We start from the raw sequence: 17,180 nt of genomic DNA on the forward strand, positions 1-17,180 counted from the left end.
ACTCTTCGTCTTGCCATGATGGGAGACAATTACACTTAGATTCTATTTATATCGAGTCTCTTACCATCATTTTTTTCATTCATCATAATTTTGTAACTACTTATGATTATAAAAGGCAAGTAAAGGGAATTAATGAATTAATACTAAAACAGGAGAGTGATTAGGATGAAAGATTTCGACTTAGCGTATGATTGGGTAGATATGGCATCATTAATAGGTGGAGCTGGCTTCTTAACTGTATTAATCTATAGTGTCATCTTACTGTAAGGAGCTGCTAAAATGATTTGCTCAAAAAATTAAAAGGCAATCCGCTTATCTCATAAGCAGATTGCCTTATTTTTTATTGTTTCACATCATTATATGCATCTGATTTTTCAAATGCTGCAACAACATAGGAACAAACAGCTTCCATTTTATAGCCTTTATCACGTGCATAGGATGCAGCCTGATCGAGTAATTGTTTAGCCACACCTTGTCCTCGGAGTTTATCTGATACATATGTGTGATCCATTACCATTACTTGACCATTTTGCTGCCATGTAATTTCTGCTAGTCTTTCCCCATCTTGCTCATTTAAAAATGCAAACTTATTTTCCGCTAGTTGTTGTAATTGGAATTCCATTTCTCACCACTCCTTTTATTCATAGTACCATAGCTTTTTATATTTTCACAAAACTTCCTAACTCTCCTAAACAAAAAAGAATCTGTGCACTCATTCTAGTATGTGAGTATCACAGATTCTTTTACTATTAAATCGTTAGTTAAACCAAGAAGAAATAGTATCTTTTAAATTAGCAAAGAAACTTTTCACACTTTCCCAGAATCCTTTATCTTCCATAAGGGAACCGAATTTTTCTTGAATGGTGTTACTAATATCATTTAATTGTTCGGACCATTTACTAAAATCAATATCTAGCTTACTGATTTTATCCATTAAATCCACTAGCAATTGACGATCCTTTTCACTTAAGTTGATTTCTAGCTTATTTAATTGCTCCTGGACGATTTTTTCAACGTCCTCTCGTGTTGCTGGCTTTAATTCAGCAATTTGCTTTTTAATTTCTGTCAATAATTCTGCAACTTTTGCATCATCTACCCCAGCCGATTCTGCAATGGATGTTGCTACTGATAATTCTTCATTTGCTACATCTGTACGATCAATATCAAGTGTTTCACCTGTTGTAACCTCATAAGCCTTGTAGATACCTACTAACGCTGAATGACCTGTAACAGCTTTCGGTGCAGCTACTTGTACTGTTGCATCTTGAATCCCTGCTGTTAGCATGGCATTCGCGTACATTTCTGAAGTAACTTGCGTTATATTGGATGGTGTTACAATCTCGATCACTAGACCTTTTCCTGCATCCCTACGTGTAATTTTAGCAGAAGAATACATACGAGAACTTGAATTACTATCTTTAATGTATTTAACCAGATCCTGACCTGACACAGTAATTTCTTCGATTTCAGGTTCTTCACTTACTTTTAATGATTTCTTTACTGACTCTTTTTCATCCTCAGATAAATTGGCTCCATACACAACAATAGGTACGCCTAGTTTTTCATCAATTGCTTTCGGAGGCGTATTATCAGATGCAAACCCCGTTGCTGGTGCCATCACTCCGAATACCAACATTGTAGCTGTTAGTATTTTAATCCATGTATTTTTCAAATCGTGTGACCCCTTTCGTTAAAACCTCGTAATTAGCCTGTATAATGTATGTCATTATACAATAATTAGTACGAAAAAAAGACGAGAAGGTTTCAAAGATGTTTCTCGTCGCTTTTCCACTTATATTCACTAAACTTCTTCTGTCCAGCCGTTTTCTTGCTTTACTTTACCTGCCTTCATGAGTGTTCCTAAGGCACGTTTGAATGCACCTTTACTCATGTTAAACATGTCTTGAATCTCTTCAGGAGATGATTTATCACCAAATGGCATTTTACCTCCCACACCTTGTAGATAATTCAATATTTGTTGTGCGTCATTTGAAAGACGCTCATGTTTTCTCGGTAAAAGAGATGCATTCATTGAACCATCTTCTTTTACATCGATAATACGAACAACGACATCTTGTCCTAGTCGAGGCTCTGCATTGCGCTCCGATTCATGAACAAAGATACGGTAAGGAATTTCTACACCTAGCAAAAATGAGCCCACTGGTAACAAGCGGTACGGACGTGCTAGGATATTTTTATTGTGCATATCTTCAAATGCACCTTCGTAAAGCTCCGAAATTTTTTCTTCCGTTGCTAAACGTCCAAATAACTCACCATTACGATCTGTACGCAATGTCATAAATAAATGATCGCCTGGTTCTGGCCATAACTCTTTTATAGCAGGTAGATCCTCTGCCTTTACTAAAACCTCACGTGATGTACCAATATCTACAAATGCGCCTTCACGCTCCACCACTTTCAAGACGCGCGCCCAGCCATATTCACCTTGTGTAAAAGACGGAATAGCAGTAGTAGCAGCTAAATCGCCACGGCGATCCACAAATAAAAATACTTCAAGGCGGTCACCTACAGTAAGTGGCTCTGTTACCTCTGAAGCATTTAAAGGTAGTTCTTCAACTCCATTTGTTAAAATCCATTTCGATGTTTGTTGCTCTAATACCGTTAACGTAACGACTTCACCCGATTTTAATTCGTTCATATTGACTTCCTTTCCTTCACACCATCATTTTAAAGATGGTGCTGTGTCTTAGATGCTTCCAATTTTTTCACGATGTCTGGATTCTCTTCCATTACTTGCACAAGATCTGCAATACGATCGATTGAATTCCAGCTTAAGTGATGCTCAATTCCCTCAACATCATCATAAATACGCTCTTCATCCACACCAATCATCCGTAAAAACTGCTCGAGCAATTCATGGCGCTGCACAAGACGCTTTCCAAGCTTTTCTCCTTTAGGCGTCAATGTCAGTCCACGGTACTTTTCATAAACTAAATAACCATCTTTATCTAATTTTTGAACCATTTTTGTAACAGAAGAAGGAAGAACAGATAATGCTTCAGCGATGTCAGACACACGTGCATATCCTTTGTTGGCAATTAATAAATATATTTGTTCGATATGGTCCTCCATACTTGGTGTTGGCATATCCTTTTCCCTCTCTTTCCTTTTCTTATCTCTAGTTTACTACAAGCTTGGCTTAAAAGTTAACTGAAAATACATATGCCAGAAAAACACTCGCTGTAAAACTTAAATAGAGCCCCTTCTATTAAGAAGTAGGCTCTACTTTGTGTCGAGGATACTTATTTACCACATGTAACGCATGAATAATCTCTTTGTTGATGCGCTCAATACTTTCAGGAGTATTCATTTCTTTAAATGCCTCATCTCTAGCTTCCATAGATGTAACATACTTACTTGGCAATGCGTTGAGTGTAAGTGCCACCGTGTCGAATTCACAGATTGTGCATTTACAAAATGTTTGATATTCTGGTCCTCGTAGTAAAAAGCTTACTAAACCACGCACAATTTCTTCTGTAACATTTACTAAAATAGGATCTGACATATTCAAACTTTCGCCTCATTTATATTTAATTGTTACATTACTCCTGAAACTATAATAGCCTTAATAAAAGTCTTTTTCAAGAATCACTAGTAGCATCTATTTACATATAATGTATAGTGTCAAAGTAAGGTTAATATCCTACTTATTTCTATTGATACATACCTTAATTACTACTTTTTTGTTCTTATTAGTCTTAATGAATTAAAGACCACTAATAACGTAGCACCCATATCAGCAAAAATGGCTATCCATAATGTTAACCATCCTGGGATGACAAGTAGTAACGCTATTAATTTTAAAGCTAGGGCAAATATAATATTCTCTTTAATGATCCGTAATGTTTTTCTGCTTAAGCCAATTGTGTAAGGCAGCTTTGTTAAATCGTCACCCATTAGGGCAATATCAGCTGTCTCAAGGGCAGCATCCGTTCCTGCGCCTCCCATGGCAATTCCTACATTCGCTGTGGCCAATGCTGGTGCATCGTTTACACCATCCCCGACCATTGCTACTGCACCAAACTGTGCACGTAAATCCTTAATCGCCATTAATTTTTCTTCTGGTAATAAACTAGCGCGCACATCTGTCATTTTTAATGTTGTAGCAATAGCTTGTGCAGTAGGCTCTGCATCACCTGTTAACATCACCATATGCTTTACTTTTAAGGCATTTAATTTATGCAAGACATCCTTACTTTCTTGACGCAATTGATCAGCAATTCCAATCAAGCCAATAAGTTGATCATTGGAAACAACTGCTACTACTGTTTTACCCTGATCTTGAAGTTTCTTAACCTTGTTTTCAATATTTTTATCAACAGAAGCTAATGTAGCCACCCATTTCAGGCTACCTACATATATTCTCTGGCTGTCTACAGTAGCATAGGCACCTTTGCCAGTTACTGATTGAAAATCTGTTGGTACTAGCTCTTGTAAGTTTTTATTATGCAAAGTATTTAAAATAGCTTTTGCTAAAGGATGCTGTGATTGTTTTTCTACCGCAGCCACTAATTGCAAAAGATAATCCTCGGACCGTTCATCCGTTGTCAAAATGTCTGTTACTGCAGGCTGCCCTTTAGTTAACGTCCCCGTTTTATCAAAGGCTACCGCTTCAATATGACCTAATTGTTCTAAATAAACACCGCCTTTAATAAGAACACCTTGCCTTGCAGCGTTTCCAATAGCAGTGACAATCGCAACCGGAGTAGAAACAACAAGTGCACATGGACATCCTACAACTAGCACGGCTAATCCTTGGTAAATCCAGTGTTGCCAATCCCCTACAAATAAAGGTGGAATTATAGCTACTAGAAAAGCAATGATCATAATGGCAGGTGTGTAATATTTAGCAAACCGATCAACAAATTGCTGTGAAGGAGCTTTTTCGGCCTGTGCTTCTTCAACAAGATGAATAATTTTAGCAATGGTTGTGTCCTCAACACGCTTTGTTACACGGACTTCTAGTGCACCTTCCTCATTCAATGTACCTGCAAAAACTTCATCATTTACCGTTTTATTAACTGGAATCGATTCGCCTGTAATGGCTGCTTGATTTACTGCCGATAAACCGCTAATGACAATGCCGTCCATCGCAATTTTTTGGCCTGGCTTAACAATTAGAATATCCCCTATTTGAATTTCTTCAGTAGGCAGTTCAATCTCATGGAAATGCTCACCGTGGGCTCTTTTAATAATCGCTGTTGGCGGAGCAATATCCATTAACTGACGGATTGATTGACGTGCTTTATCCATTGAATACGCCTCTAATGCTTCACTGACAGCAAATAAAAACACGACTACTGCCGCTTCTTCCCACTCACCAATAATGGCAGCTCCAATGATAGCGATGGTCATCAGAGTCTTCATATCAAATTCAAAACGTGCTAGATTTCGAAAGCCCGTTTTAAAAATACCCACACCGCCCACAAGGATAGCTAGGATAAACATTGTAATTGGAAGTGGGTTTGTTTCCCCACGCATATTAACTAATAAGTAGCCTAGAATAACAAAGAACAAAGAAATCCCTGCTAATACATTTTCCTTTTTACGGTAAAATGGTGTGGATTTTTCGAGTGTTCTTGCCACTGACTGAGTAACCTTAATGCCATCAAATGCGCCGGCTTCTTCAATTTGATTCACACTAATAGAGCCAACTACAGTTATTTTAGAAGCACCAAAATTGACTTGTGCATCTTGTACCTCAGGAATAGCCTTTACATTTTTCTCAAACTTTGCAGCACAACTCGCGCACGATAAATTTTGTAGCCTGTATTCTTGTTTAGTTGGTGTCGCTGCCATTCGCAATCCCCTCTTTCGCATGTTCATAGGCAATTGTTACGATTTGGTATACATGCTCATCCGCTAAAGAGTAATACACTTGCTTTCCTTTGCGGTGTGATTTTGCTAAATTATTGTCTTTTAGATAACGTAAATGATGTGATGCTGTTGCAACTGATGAACCAATAATAGAAGCAACATCACACACACATAACTCCTCTTCTACCTTTAAAGCATAGGCAATTTTAAGTCTAGTTTCATCAGATAAGGCTTTCAAAAACTTTGCTACACCCGATAAATCTGGCATTTGTTGCTGTACCCTTGTAACCGCTTCTTCGTTTACATGTGTCGTTTCACATATTTCCTTTGGCATTTTATCACCTCATTCAAATATTCGTTTGATTGTATTCAATGTAACATATTAATCCATCATATTCAAATGTGCATTTGAATGATAATGATTTATATCATTGTATTTTCTAGTCAATATAGAAAATTACAGAATCAAGAAAAAAAAGATTAGCGCACTTAATAAGTACGCTAATCTTTTATTACTGTGCCTTTAATTGCAATGTTTTACCTTTTATCTCTTCTTGTTTCACAAATGTTTGATGATATTCCCCTTTCGCCCAATCAAGTACCTGGTCTTGATACCAATCAGACTTTACATGTCCACTTTGACCTGGACCGACAATATGATAGGCGGAGCTTAGATCACCGACATCCACGACAAAGCGCCAAGATGCACCGTGATCCACATTACCAGCTAAATCATTGTCTGCTGCCTGCACCGTAACCTTGGAGCCGCCAATCGGTACCTTTTTAGCATTAAAATAGGCTGCAAGAATTGGGGACGCGCTCCCTAATGTGTGATCAAAAGTAAGCTGATGGAAATCCCCCCACTGCCACTTCGAAGCGTTTTTACCGAATTGATCCTCTAATTGGGCAACTGTGAGCTCGAGTGCCTTGAAAACTGCTTTATCCACGCCACCCTGTTCCTCTATCCAAATGCTTTTCTCCCCTGCATACGCTGTTCGTAAAAGCTGGTCTGTAATATTAAATTTCCCATACATAATGTTGTACATATCTTCTGGCATTTGATCTTTAAACAATACTTCTTGTAGCTTTATCATAAGTGTATGGAAGACGAGAGGTGCACCTGATTCTTTTGCATCCACCATGTCCCAATCCTCTAACATAGCAATAATCTCTGCATAATTACCATCCTGATCTTGAGCTTTTATAGAAGTTAATAAATTGGGTAAGAACTCTCTTGCATAAAGGTTATGTTGATCCATTTGTAAAGCCATCATATCCTCTACGGTGATAGAATCATTTGCCTCTAGCACTTCCTTAATTCTCTCGAAACGATAAGGTTGAGCCCAGAAATCTGTGATGTGATATGGATAGTCTTCTCCTATTACTTGGTTATTTGCTGTTGCAATAAAGCCTTCTTTTGGATTCACCACAGTTGGTAGCTCCTCCCAAGGAATAAAGCCCTCCCAACCATATTCGCTAGAATCACCTGGAACAGGTAATTGACCATCCCCTTGCTTACGAATTGGTATTTGACCATTGGCTTTATAGGCTATAGTGCCATCCTTTGATGCAAAAACAAAGTTTTGAGCTGGCGCCTTAAAATCCTCTAGTGCTTTTTCAAAGTCACCCCAAGATTTCGCCTTATTAAAGCCAAGCACCGCTCTCAGTTCTGCTGTAGATTGAAGTGCCGTCCATTGCATTGAGAATTGTGCTGTTGGCTCTGTATCCTTGAATGCTAAATCTGTCATAATGGGCCCGTGACGAGTCACAACGACTTCAAAGTCTACCGTTTCTCCATCCTTCACCTTGATAGATTCATCACGTACCTCTGCTTGCTCCCACTTACCATCATATCGGAACTGTGTTGGATCATCCGGATTTGGTATTTCAATGTATAAGTCCTGAACATCAGGACCCACATTCGTAACACCCCATGCAATTTCATCATTATGGCCTAAAATAATACCTGGAATCCCTGCAAAAATAACACCACTAACATTTTGTTCCGGCGATTGGAGATGCATTTGATACCAAATAGATGGCGTGCTTAATCCTAGATGTGGATCATCTGCTAAAATCGGTGTTCCTGATTTTGTTTTATCACCAGCTACAACCCAGTTATTACTACCGTTAAACTCATTTGGTAACAAGTCTGCATTGAATTGCCCTGCCACTGCAACAGGATTTTTTATGTTAGCCTCGATGATAGATGAGGCATTTTTAGGATATTTGATAAATAATTCTTTCGCCTTTTCCTCTTCAAAGTTTTGTAAAGCCCAATGACGGAAGGCTAATGTATTCCAATTTCCTCCTAAGTCATAAGCCATATACTTACCAATTGTTAAGGAATCAACGACGGTCCACTCCTCTGGCTCATAACCCAACAAAGCAAATTCATAACTTAATGTATTTTTTTCCTTTGCCTGTGCAATAAATGCATTTACCCCTTCAGCATACCATTCGAGTACTTGCTTACTTTCTTCATCATAAGCTGCCAATGATTTTTCAGCTGCATCACGTAAACTAAATGTACGGAAATGTTTGTCCGAATTAACTGTTGCTTCCCCAATAATTTCAGACAATCGACCACTTGCCTGCCTTCTAGCTAAGTCCATTTGAAAAAGTCGATCTTGTGCTTGAACATAGCCTTGCGCACGATATAAGTCAGCATCTGTTTTTGCAAAGATATGCGGAACTCCCTTGTCATCCCTTGTAACTGTCACATCCTGATCAAGAATCTCCACAGCCAACTCACCATCAATTACAGGCTTAGATTTATTCATAAACCATGTAAATCCAATAAAAGCTACAATCACTACAGCTGCCAGTATGCCAGCCATAACAAGCAGCCACTTTTTCCATTTAAACTTTCTCTTCCCCATCTAATACCCCCTCTTTGCACTATATTCTTGTACTACCTTCCCAACCCCTTAAAACATAGCTTAATCAACAATTTTTTTACAAATTTCCGTATGTTATGTATGTAAAATAGTCCATAAATACAAAATTTTATATTTATTCGCTATTAGAATAGTATAAACAATAAGAATTATGAAGGCTACCGTGCAATGATATTTTCATATAGAAGCTATTTTGGGCGAGGGATTCTATTGATGGGGCGTTGCCATGATCTTTGAGCGGTTTTTCTACCGGTTGAAGTGCTTTCCCTCATTCTTTGAGCGGATTCTCCCCCGATTGGAGCGCTTTCCCTCATTCTTTGAGCGGTTTCTCCTCTGATTGGAGCGCCTTCCAACCACCTTTGAGCGGTTTCTCCTCTGATTGGAGCACTTTCCCTCATTCTTTGAGCGCTTTCTCCACTAGTTGGAGCGCTTTCCAACCACATTTGAGCGGTTTCTCCCCCGATTGGAGCACCTTCCCTCATTCTTTGAGCAGAAGGTTATCCTCATTGGAGTGCTTTTCCATCTTCTTTTGAGCGATTTCCACTGCATGTGGACCGAGTTCTCTCCCTGATGGTAAGCCCCCAGCATATTAAGTCCCATTCTTGAGTGAATTCTTCATTCGAGTGTATGCAATCAAACACCCTTATGGCTTTCTAAAACGGCAAAAAAATCGTATTTTCTATAGAAAATACGATTTTTAAAACTAGAAATGTAATTGCAATTCAATTGGACAATGATCACTGCCCATAACATGAGGATGAATAGTTGCTACGTCGATTTGTTCCTTCAGCTGATCAGACACAATAAAATAATCAATACGCCATCCAATATTACGTTCGCGTACTTTATTCATATAGGACCACCATGTGTAATGGTCAGTTTCTTCAGGATGCTTATATCGGAAGGAGTCGACAAAGCCACTAGCTAATAGCTCTGAGAATTTTTCACGTTCTTCATATGTAAATCCTGAGTTTCCTATGTTCGACTTTGCATTTTTTAAATCAATTTCCGTATGTGCTACATTGAGGTCACCACAATAGACTACGGACTTCTTGCTATTGAGCTCCTGTAAATAGCAGGCTAAACGGTCTTCCCATTCTAACCGCAGTGGTAATCTTGCTAAGTCCCGTTGTGCATTAGGCGTATAAACATTTACTAAATAGAACGCTTCATATTCCAAGGTAATGATTCTACCTTCATCCTGAGAATCTTCATCTCCTACTCCATACTTAACAGACAATGGTGTGTGCTTGGTGAATATAGCTGTTCCAGAATAGCCTTTTTTCTGTGCATAATTCCAATACTGTTCATAGCCATCGAGAGGCAGTTCCACTTGTCCAGCTTGACATTTAGTTTCTTGAATACAAAAGAAATCCGCTTCTACCTGATTAAAAAACTCCAAAAAGCCTTTTCCTAAGCAAGCTCGTATTCCATTAACATTCCACGATATTAATTTCAATTCATCCTCACTCCTAAGAAAAACGCCCTCCGACTTCAGCGAAGGGCGTCATATTATAGATCATCACCAACAATTTTAACCTCTGTTTCTAACTCAATACCAAATTTCTCTTTCACGACACGTTGCACCATTTGGATTGTCTCAATATAGTCAGAAGCAGTGGCATTCCCTTTATTGACAATAAAGCCGGCATGCTTGGTAGAGACTTCTGCTCCACCTATCCCTTTACCTTGCAAGCCACTATCTTGTATAAGCTTACCTGCAAAATGACCAGGTGGGCGTTTGAAAACACTTCCAGCTGACGGATATTCTAAAGGCTGCTTTGATTCACGCTGGAATGTTAAATCAGCAATCTTCGCATCAATTTCCTCCTGCACTCCTACGTCTAATTGAAATTCAGAGGACAATACATAGTAGCCCTTTTTGGCAATAATGCTTTGACGATAACCAAGCTCTAGCTCATCTTTAGATAATATTAAAATGTCTCCTTCTTTCGTTAACACCTTAGACGAAATAATAATATCTTTAATTTCTCCGCCATATGCACCTGCGTTCATAGCCATTGCTCCTCCAATTGATCCAGGAATACCGCAGGCAAATTCAAAACCTGTTAAAGAAGCTTTTGCAGATAGCTTTGATACATCCTTGATCAGCGCGCCACTTTGTGCATAAACATGCTCACCGTTAATTCGAATTTCATCTAAGCGTGAAAACGTTACAACGATACCTCTATGACCGCCATCGCGAACAACCATATTAGATCCGTTACCTAACATTAATAAAGGAATATTATTTATATATGCATAGCGAATAACTGATGCTGCTTCTTCTTCTGATTCCGGAAGAACAAAAACATCTGCTTTGCCACCTAATTTTGTCATTGTGTATTGCTGTAATGATTCATCTAACTTAATATTGGCAGGATTAATGCTCTTTGCTAAATCCATCGCCCATTGTTCTTTTGACATGAGAGCTAATTCCTTTCTAACGTCCTTCTTACTCTACACCAGTATGGATTTAGAACCCCAATTTGACAAGTAAAATGAAGGGTATTTTTATCTCACATTACAAGACAGGTAAGACCTGTGCAGAGATGATGAATATTATAAAGAAAATTGACCATAATTCCAAGTGTCGTTTTTGGCACAAATATTACATTTCATGTTAAAGCCAACTACTTGCCCATGTTTCTATATTGCGAATCGCACCTTCTAGTGCACGACCTTTATCTGTTAATGAATACTCAACACGAACTGGCACCTCAGAATATACTTTTCGTTCAACAAGCCCCTCTTTTTCAAGCTCCTTTAAACGTTCTGATAACAAGCGTCCACTGACAGGTAATGCAGACTCAATTTCATTAAAACGCTGTGGCCCGTCTAGTAATTGATATAATATTAAACCCGTCCATCGTTTTCCAATTAAATCCATCGCTTTTGCTAAACGAGGACATAAAGTAGTCTCATTCATATTTTTCACCTCTATGTAACTATTGTAACGATTATTGCAGTAAATGTAAATTTGGAGTAACTTATTTACGTAAAATAATTAATTAACTTTTATATATTTAATTACAAAAAGTAACTTTATACATCAATATTGTCATTAATAGGGCAAAAGCGTAATAACACTGCTATTAATAAAATGCACACGTTGACAATTTTATGACTACCTCATATAAATTCATTTCGTATTATGTTCACAGATTACACTTTTTTCAAAGATAACACTTCCACAATTATGAAAAATTTATTGAATAAACCAATTACTTACTTTATCATCGTTGTAGAATGCTGTTTTAGGGGGTTTTTAAATGAAAAAATACACTATTGATTTCAGTCATTCAACAATTAGCTTTTCAGTGCGACATATGATGATTTCCCGAATTCATGGTACGTTTGAATCGTACAACGCTGACATAGTTGCCACCAATATTGAGCAAATGCAAGATACAAACATTTCTTTTACGATTGCTGTGGCTAGTGTCTCAACAAATAATTATGACCGTGATGTCCATCTCGTGTCTCCTGACTTTTTTGATGCAGACGTCTATCCAAAAATAGTATTTACCTCTACATATATTGATAAACTAAGTGAAAAAAATTTTGCGATTCACGGAGATTTAACAATCAAAAACATAACGAAGCCTATCGTATTTACAACAGTATATACAGGGAAAGGTGTCAATCCATGGGCACAAGAAGTATTTGGCTTCCAAGCAAAAGCACAAATCGATCGTCGTGATTTTAATTTAGTCTACAATACGTTTTTAGAAACTGGCGGAGTATTAATCAGTGACGAAATAGACATTGTCATAGACCTTGAGCTAAACCCTCTTTAATGTTAGTTTCTACCTTAAATGAAAGGAAGAACACATTTGCTATGGTTTGAGCATGGTTTACCATTTAAGTCTGTTTATATTTCTATCATCTTTTTAATTGTTTTTGGCAGTATCGTTGGTCTAAAAATAACCATTCGCTGATTTTAACAGTACCTGCCAAGGTTGTTTCAAAACGTACTAATATACGCGGTGGCTCAAATAATACTGGGGCATATACCTCCTATTACGAATGGAGAGGTCTTGAACTAAAAGTGAATGGCTACGACTATGGTTAACTAGTTGGCGATAGCGGAATGTTAACCTATCAAGGCAAACGGTATCAAACTTTATTAGACATAAAAAGGAGAGTAACGAATAATTCGTACTCTCCTTTGCTTTACATTATTTAATTAAATATTTAGCAAAGCCTGATTCTGTATCTCCTAAAAATTCAATACCACTATCTGCAGGAATAAACTTTTGTGCGTCTTTTGCAGTTTGGTATATCACCTTTGTATTTGCCGGGAACGGTACAAATGACCAGTTATTATCCGCAGCAGGATTAATTGTTTTATTAGTCATAATATAATCAACAACAGCTTGACGATTTTCATAAGCATAGTTTGTTACATTGGAGCCGTCAGCATTTTTGAAAGTCGCCCCATATGAGCCACCAACACGGTAATTGTTTGTGATAATAATAAATTCTTGTTTTAAATCAATTGGCTTACCATTATATTGTACATTCTTAATACGATTTGCCTTTTCATCAGTAAGATTACCACGGCGATCATATTTAGCTGGTGATGTCACATCAATTTGATATGTTAAACCATCTAACACATCAAAATTATAAGAGCGTGCTTCTGGATCAATAATATTTTGTTCTTCTGTTTTATTCGGGTCAATTGTTGCAAAAATACCTGCAGCCATCTCTAGCCATTCAATCGCTTGAGCGCCTGTCACTTTAATAGTAGCAACAGTATTGTCATAGTGATAAATGTCGGCCATATTTTTAATAGCAAGTGGCCCTACAGGAATGTTTGTATAATCCAATGGGTTATTTCGAGATCCTGCTTTGAAAGGTGCACCAGCTGAAAGAATTGGTGTCTTTTCATCAGCAGTGCCCTTTAACTCTTGTTCAATAAACCATTTTTGAGCTTGTGTTACGATTTGAATAGAAGGATCATCTTGTACCATTGAGAAATAACTATGGATTGGCGCAGTTGTTTCTCCAACAGGCTGACGGATGTATGTTAATGTGCCTTCATGTGCTTCTTTTATAGCATCCAACACGGTTGTTGATGGTTGTAAGCCTTCTTGCTTGATCGATTGTAATGAACCTTTGCCATCTACCACAACCCACTCTGAGCCTTTTTGTTCCAATTTTAGATCAATGACACCAAGATGGCTACCATAGCTACCTGCCATTACAGTAGGAACACCATGAATTGTACCCTTTTCTTGATCGACATCTTTCAAATCCTTATAGTCACCAGGGAATGTTAAATGAGAGTGCCCTGTAATTAAAGCGTCGATGCCTTCGATTTCTGCAAGCTGGTAACCAACATTTTCAGCACCTTTTACATAAGTGTCCTCTCCAATACCTGAATGTGAAAGAACAACAATGATATCTGCTCCAGCCTTTTGCATTTCTGGTACTACCTCTTTAACTGCTTCGACTGGTTCTTGCATTTCAACTTTACCTGCTAAATGAATGGCATCCCATTCAACAATTTTGGTTGGGACAATGCCTGTTACACCAACTTTAAGCGTATGCTTCTTGCCTGTACTATCAACCACTTCTTTATCAAGAATAACATAAGGTGTATACATGCGTTCTTTTGTTTTTGCATCATAAGTATTAGCATTCACTACAGGATATTTTGCATCATTTAATACTTCATCTAAAAAGTCTAGACCATAGTTAAATTCATGGTTTCCTAATGTTCCACCATCATATTTCAATGCGTTTAGTGCTGCTATAGCTGGATGAATTTCACCCGGCTTTAAGACACTTTCTAATGCTTTATAAGAGCCAAGTGGTGTACCTTGAATTAAATCTCCATTATCGAATAGTAATGTGTTTGGATTTTTAGCGCGTGCTTGTTCAATTAATGTAGCTGTATTCGCTAAACCAACCTCAGATGACGGTGCATCAAGATAGTAATTGTAATTAGCTAAATTGGTATGGATATCTGTCGTTCCTAAAATTTGAAGGTCTACTGACACGCCAGTTGAAGGTGCTTTGTATTCTGCTACAAAGCGCTCTACAATACTCTCCATTTGCTCTTTCGTTACAAAATCGCGAGGGCGAATAGTATTATCCTCAAATGCTTGCAAAATATTTGCAGCGACAGCATTAGCTAAGTCTTGTTTATATGCCTCTGCTATTTGATCTGCATCCTTAAATTGCTCTAAAACAGAGAGGGAAGCGTTTTCACTAACTAGTCCACGAGCGGATATAACAAATGCTTGTTGACGAGTTAATTGATCGTCTGGACCAAATGTAGTAGCTGTTTTACCTTTAATAAGCTTTAATTGTACGGCCTTTTCTACATAGGGTGCTAAATCTTTAGAGACATCGGTAAATGGAAGAGAAGATCCATCTCCTAGCTCTACATCTAAACTTTTTACTAATTCTTTTACATAATCTGCACGTGTTACATCATTGGAAGCAGCATCAGCAGAGAGCCCAAATGGTATAAACGCGAATAGAACTAGTAACATCGCAAAGAAATTAGCTATTAATTTCTTGTTCATACAACAACCTCCTTAATAATCAAGTATTTTCCTACAAATCCTATTATATTAAACTAACTCTATTTTTTACTGAATAAAAAGTCCTAAATATATGTATTTTTAAAAGAATGGGTATTTACTTTTCTCCGAAATAATAGATTACTATCATTTTTATTTTTATAGTCACAATAGGATGTTAGTAAATGTAAATTCTAAATAATGAATTAATATCAATATGTCCGACCTCCATACCACACCATACATCTATTCACAAAATAAAAAAGTCCTCTCTAAAATGAGAGGACTTTTATTAAAAAATATTTTTTATGCATTTACAGTTTGTAGTGATTGCGCTACTTTTTTCACTTCTTCTAGGCCATTTGCAATAATTTCTTGTGCTTTATCTGGTGAAGCATTGTGACCTTCAATTATTACTTCTTCGATAATTTCCATACCGAATACGCCACCGACAACATTTTTAATGTAGTTTACTGACATTTCCATTGGTTGTGCTTCTGGTAATGAATAGTAGCCACCACGAGCGTTTAAAACAATCGCTTTTTTATCAGTCATTAAGCTAATTAATTCACCATTTTCGCCATATTTGAATGTGTATCCAGCTTGATATACATAATCGATAAATGTTTGTAATGGTGCTGGAATTGTTAAGTTCCAAAGTGGGAATGCAAATACAACTAAATCAGCAGCAGTTAATGCATCCATTGCTTTTTGTTTAGCAGCTAAAAGACGCGATTCGATGTCTGTTAACTCTCCACCATTTTGTACTTTACCGAATGCATTGAAAAGGTCTTGTCCAAAATAAGGCATATCCTCTGCAAATACGTCAAAAGTTGTAACGTTTACACCTTGTACATTTTCCATGAATGTATCATACATTTTTGTTGAAATACCGTCTGGACGGTTATTAGCTTTTACTACTAAAACGTTCATTATATAAATTCTCCCCTAAATTTCATGTTTTGATATCTCGAATTCAAGATATGTGTTTATCTTAAAAAATTTCACCTAAAAAGTCAATGTTCCTTCCCTCAGACTTTAGACTGAAATATTATGTTACGATTTTTTCGGTATTATAAGAGGTATTTAAACCCTCTTAAAAATTACAGCTATCATCTGTACATACACCAGTATCCCCTGAACCAGCCATCTTTAGCTTTGGTTGTAAGCCCTCTTCCTCGGCTACTTTACGCAAGGTTTCTTCGAATACCTCCTGTGGCTGTGCCCCTGAAATACCATATTTGCGGTTTAAAACAAAGAATGGTACCCCGCGAACGCCAAGCTGTAGACCCTCTTGAATATCTGCTTCCACTTCATTTTTATAATCATCATTTGCAATAACCTTAGCAACCTCATCACGTTGTAATCCAACCTGCTCAGCAATTTCTAATAAAACAGCTTCTTGACCTATGCGCTTTCCTTCAATAAAGTGACTGTGTAAAAGCGTCTCCACTAGTGCCGTAACATCTCCTTGTTGCTCAGCCCATTTTACAAGTCGATGTGCTTTTAGCGTATTCTCTTCCATCAAATTGCTAAAATCATAGTTTAAGCCCACTTCTTTCGCTCGTTCCGTTACGCCAAGTGTCATTTCTTTAGCCTTCTCTATAGACATTCCGTATTTCTTCGCTAAGGATTCATAAACAGTAGTATTCGAATCCACTGGAGTAGTAGGGTCTAGTTGATAACTTTTATAGACTAGTTCCACTTGCCCGCCATAGCCAGTATCTTCAATTGCCTTTTCTAATTGCTTTTTACCTATATAACAAAATGGACATACATAATCAGACCAAATTTCAATTTTCATTAAACTCACTCCTTTTGCTACATTGTAGCGGCAGAGCAAATCCCAAGGCAATATTTATGCTTCATTGCATAAATTTTCAAGCCTATCTACATACTGAAG

At 37.5% G+C, this 17,180-nt stretch carries 15 protein-coding genes; 1 reads left to right on the forward strand and 14 read right to left on the reverse strand.

The window, feature by feature from the left end:
• Window positions 1-340: 340 nt before the first annotated feature.
• The 11 genes from OU989_RS20160 to OU989_RS20210 all read right to left on the reverse strand — a co-directional run bounded on the left by OU989_RS20160 (window position 341) and on the right by OU989_RS20210 (window position 11,667).
• The gene (locus OU989_RS20160) at window positions 341-622 is read right to left on the reverse strand and encodes a GNAT family N-acetyltransferase (protein WP_274794700.1); all 282 of its coding nucleotides are present in this window, start codon (window positions 620-622) and stop codon (window positions 341-343) included.
• A gap of 135 nt (window positions 623-757) precedes the next feature.
• Entirely contained in the window at window positions 758-1,672 is a 915-nt protein-coding gene (locus tag OU989_RS20165) for a DUF1002 domain-containing protein (protein WP_274794701.1), read from the reverse strand.
• Window positions 1,673-1,801: 129 nt separating this feature from the next.
• The gene (locus OU989_RS20170) at window positions 1,802-2,659 is read right to left on the reverse strand and encodes a CvfB family protein (protein WP_274794702.1); all 858 of its coding nucleotides are present in this window, start codon (window positions 2,657-2,659) and stop codon (window positions 1,802-1,804) included.
• Window positions 2,660-2,688: 29 nt separating this feature from the next.
• A complete protein-coding gene (gene mntR, locus OU989_RS20175) occupies window positions 2,689-3,108 on the reverse strand; it encodes a transcriptional regulator MntR (RefSeq protein ID WP_274794703.1) in 420 nt (139 codons plus the stop codon).
• Between the two features lie 121 nt (window positions 3,109-3,229).
• Window positions 3,230-3,526, reverse strand: a complete 297-nt coding sequence (locus OU989_RS20180; protein WP_396631763.1) for a late competence development ComFB family protein — start codon at window positions 3,524-3,526, stop codon at window positions 3,230-3,232.
• Window positions 3,527-3,696: 170 nt separating this feature from the next.
• Window positions 3,697-5,820 carry a heavy metal translocating P-type ATPase gene (locus tag OU989_RS20185; protein ID WP_274794705.1) on the reverse strand — a complete coding sequence of 708 codons (2,124 nt, stop codon included), beginning with the start codon at window positions 5,818-5,820 and terminating at the stop codon, window positions 3,697-3,699.
• Window positions 5,801-6,172, reverse strand: a complete 372-nt coding sequence (locus OU989_RS20190) for an ArsR/SmtB family transcription factor (protein WP_274794706.1) — start codon at window positions 6,170-6,172, stop codon at window positions 5,801-5,803. The genes OU989_RS20185 and OU989_RS20190 overlap by 20 nt, the downstream gene beginning before the upstream one ends.
• Window positions 6,173-6,350: 178 nt before the next feature.
• On the reverse strand, window positions 6,351-8,720 hold the full coding sequence (locus OU989_RS20195) for a penicillin acylase family protein (RefSeq protein ID WP_274794707.1): 2,370 nt from the start codon (window positions 8,718-8,720) through the stop codon (window positions 6,351-6,353).
• A gap of 721 nt (window positions 8,721-9,441) precedes the next feature.
• Complete coding sequence (locus tag OU989_RS20200; RefSeq protein ID WP_274794708.1) at window positions 9,442-10,197, reverse strand: exodeoxyribonuclease III; 756 nt, start codon at window positions 10,195-10,197, stop codon at window positions 9,442-9,444.
• Between the two features lie 53 nt (window positions 10,198-10,250).
• Window positions 10,251-11,165: a UDP-N-acetylmuramate dehydrogenase gene (gene murB / locus OU989_RS20205; protein WP_274794709.1), complete on the reverse strand. Its 915-nt coding sequence runs from the start codon at window positions 11,163-11,165 to the stop codon at window positions 10,251-10,253.
• 196 nt (window positions 11,166-11,361) lie between these two features.
• Window positions 11,362-11,667: a winged helix-turn-helix transcriptional regulator gene (locus tag OU989_RS20210; RefSeq protein WP_036119224.1), complete on the reverse strand. Its 306-nt coding sequence runs from the start codon at window positions 11,665-11,667 to the stop codon at window positions 11,362-11,364.
• Between the two features lie 343 nt (window positions 11,668-12,010).
• Here OU989_RS20210 and OU989_RS20215 point away from each other — a divergent pair, with 343 nt between their 5' ends.
• Entirely contained in the window at window positions 12,011-12,538 is a 528-nt protein-coding gene (locus tag OU989_RS20215; protein ID WP_274794711.1) for a YceI family protein, read from the forward strand.
• Between the two features lie 381 nt (window positions 12,539-12,919).
• Here the strand turns inward: OU989_RS20215 and OU989_RS20220 are convergent, their stop codons facing one another.
• The 3 genes from OU989_RS20220 to OU989_RS20230 all read right to left on the reverse strand — a co-directional run bounded on the left by OU989_RS20220 (window position 12,920) and on the right by OU989_RS20230 (window position 17,081).
• A complete protein-coding gene (locus tag OU989_RS20220; RefSeq protein WP_274794712.1) occupies window positions 12,920-15,280 on the reverse strand; it encodes a bifunctional 2',3'-cyclic-nucleotide 2'-phosphodiesterase/3'-nucleotidase in 2,361 nt (786 codons plus the stop codon).
• A 303-nt stretch (window positions 15,281-15,583) separates the two neighbouring features.
• Window positions 15,584-16,210, reverse strand: coding sequence for an FMN-dependent NADH-azoreductase (locus tag OU989_RS20225; RefSeq protein ID WP_274794713.1), 627 nt, complete (start codon window positions 16,208-16,210; stop codon window positions 15,584-15,586).
• Window positions 16,211-16,373: 163 nt separating this feature from the next.
• Window positions 16,374-17,081, reverse strand: coding sequence for a DsbA family oxidoreductase (locus tag OU989_RS20230; RefSeq protein ID WP_274794714.1), 708 nt, complete (start codon window positions 17,079-17,081; stop codon window positions 16,374-16,376).
• Between the last annotated feature and the right edge of the window lie 99 nt (window positions 17,082-17,180).

This window comes from Lysinibacillus irui, assembly GCF_028877475.1.
GTDB lineage: Bacteria > Bacillota > Bacilli > Bacillales_A > Planococcaceae > Lysinibacillus > Lysinibacillus irui.

Bases quoted from the DNA above. Each gene is read 5' to 3' on its own strand.
- OU989_RS20160 (WP_274794700.1), bottom strand. From the start codon at position 622: ATGGAATTCCAATTACAACAACTAGCGGAAAATAAGTTTGCATTTTTA.
- OU989_RS20170 (WP_274794702.1), bottom strand. From the start codon at position 2,659: ATGAACGAATTAAAATCGGGTGAAGTCGTTACGTTAACGGTATTAGAG.
- mntR (WP_274794703.1), bottom strand. From the start codon at position 3,108: ATGCCAACACCAAGTATGGAGGACCATATCGAACAAATATATTTATTA.
- OU989_RS20180 (WP_396631763.1), bottom strand. From the start codon at position 3,526: ATGTCAGATCCTATTTTAGTAAATGTTACAGAAGAAATTGTGCGTGGT.
- OU989_RS20185 (WP_274794705.1), bottom strand. From the start codon at position 5,820: ATGGCAGCGACACCAACTAAACAAGAATACAGGCTACAAAATTTATCG.
- OU989_RS20190 (WP_274794706.1), bottom strand. From the start codon at position 6,172: ATGCCAAAGGAAATATGTGAAACGACACATGTAAACGAAGAAGCGGTT.
- OU989_RS20195 (WP_274794707.1), bottom strand. From the start codon at position 8,720: ATGGGGAAGAGAAAGTTTAAATGGAAAAAGTGGCTGCTTGTTATGGCT.
- murB (WP_274794709.1), bottom strand. From the start codon at position 11,165: ATGTCAAAAGAACAATGGGCGATGGATTTAGCAAAGAGCATTAATCCT.
- OU989_RS20210 (WP_036119224.1), bottom strand. From the start codon at position 11,667: ATGAATGAGACTACTTTATGTCCTCGTTTAGCAAAAGCGATGGATTTA.
- OU989_RS20215 (WP_274794711.1), top strand. From the start codon at position 12,011: ATGAAAAAATACACTATTGATTTCAGTCATTCAACAATTAGCTTTTCA.
- OU989_RS20220 (WP_274794712.1), bottom strand. From the start codon at position 15,280: ATGAACAAGAAATTAATAGCTAATTTCTTTGCGATGTTACTAGTTCTA.
- OU989_RS20225 (WP_274794713.1), bottom strand. From the start codon at position 16,210: ATGAACGTTTTAGTAGTAAAAGCTAATAACCGTCCAGACGGTATTTCA.
- OU989_RS20230 (WP_274794714.1), bottom strand. From the start codon at position 17,081: ATGAAAATTGAAATTTGGTCTGATTATGTATGTCCATTTTGTTATATA.